Source organism: Bacillus cereus group sp. N31 (assembly GCF_016483245.1).
In the GTDB taxonomy this organism is placed as follows: domain Bacteria; phylum Bacillota; class Bacilli; order Bacillales; family Bacillaceae_G; genus Bacillus_A; species Bacillus_A toyonensis.
Genome location: NZ_JAEHCH010000068.1, coordinates 1 through 1,286 on the forward strand (window position 1 = coordinate 1; position 1,286 = coordinate 1,286).

Genomic DNA, 1,286 nt, shown 5'->3' on the forward strand with positions numbered 1-1,286 from the left:
TGGAGTGAACCCTGAGAATGAGACGATAAAAAACACCTCTCTAAATCGTAAGTATCAGTTATGATTTTAATGGAGGTGTTTTTCGTATGGGGAAAAAGGTGCATTATCCCGCCGAAATAAAGTGGAAAGTAGTTGAAATGAAACACCAAGGATTCAAAAATAAAGAAATTATGGATGCCTTAGGAATTAGACATGTGGCTCAAATTAAAACTTGGATGAAATGGTATCGTGAAGGCGAAACCTATCGGTTTGAACAATCTATTGGAAGACAATCTGCACATGGAAAAGGCTTAAAAAGGTTAACAGAACTTGAACAAAAAGAATTAGAAATACGTTATTTAAAGGCAAAGATTATATTGCTGGAAAAGTGCCAAGAAATCTTAAGGAGGTGGGAGGAAAAGAAGAAATAATGAAAATGATAAAGGAATGGCAATCAATTTTTACAATTGCAGAACTGTGTTCCATATTTAATATTTCACGTGCTACTTATTATCGTTGGAAAAAGCAGGAGAAAACAGTAACTAACCATGAAGAAAAAACCGTAATAGAAATATGTCAACATCATAAATATCGGTATGGATATCGTCGGGTTACAGCTTGTCTACGTGATCAATTTAACATCGTAATGAATCATAAAAAAGTATTACGTATCATGAGAAAATACAACGTATTATCTCGGGTTAGAAAAAAGAAAAAGATATTTGTACTCGGTCATGAACCAGTGGTAGCTAAAAATAGAATACAACGGAGATTTAAAGCTACCAAGCCTAATGAAAAATGGTTCACTGATATCACATATTTGATGTTCGGCAATAAGACTCTTTATTTTTCATCTATTATAGATGGGTTTAACAATGAAATTGTAAGTTATAAAATAGCTGAGACACAGGATGTTTCTCTTGTATTAGATACTCTAAAAGAGGCTTTAAAAAAGCGAAATGTGATTGATACGATTTTACATTCGGATCAAGGAAAAGTGTATACATCAAAACAATTTCAAACATATGCCAAAGAAAAAGGCATTATCACAAGCATGTCTCGTACAGGAAACTGCCATGATAATGCCCTCATAGAATCCTTTCATTCTCATTTGAAATCCGAAGGATTCTATGCGCAAAATATAAAACAATCGAATAATGCTAGTATAATACAAACTGTGGATGAATACATCCACTACTATAATAATGAACGGATTCAGAGAAAATTAGATAATATGTCACCTATAGCTTATAGGAAACATGTTATCTAGGTGTTTTTTCTTTGTCTCACCAAATGGGGCCAGACCA

At 33.2% G+C, this 1,286-nt stretch carries 1 protein-coding gene; it reads left to right on the forward strand.

The features are described 5' to 3' along the window. Positions 1-86: 86 nt before the first annotated feature. Positions 87-1,249, forward strand: a protein-coding gene (locus tag JDS81_RS29755; RefSeq protein WP_087951311.1) for an IS3 family transposase whose coding sequence is annotated in 2 segments (ribosomal slippage) — positions 87-354 and positions 354-1,249 — 1,164 coding nt in all. Because the reading frame shifts where the segments join, the coding sequence is not laid out codon by codon here. The last annotated feature ends 37 nt before the right edge of the window (positions 1,250-1,286 follow it).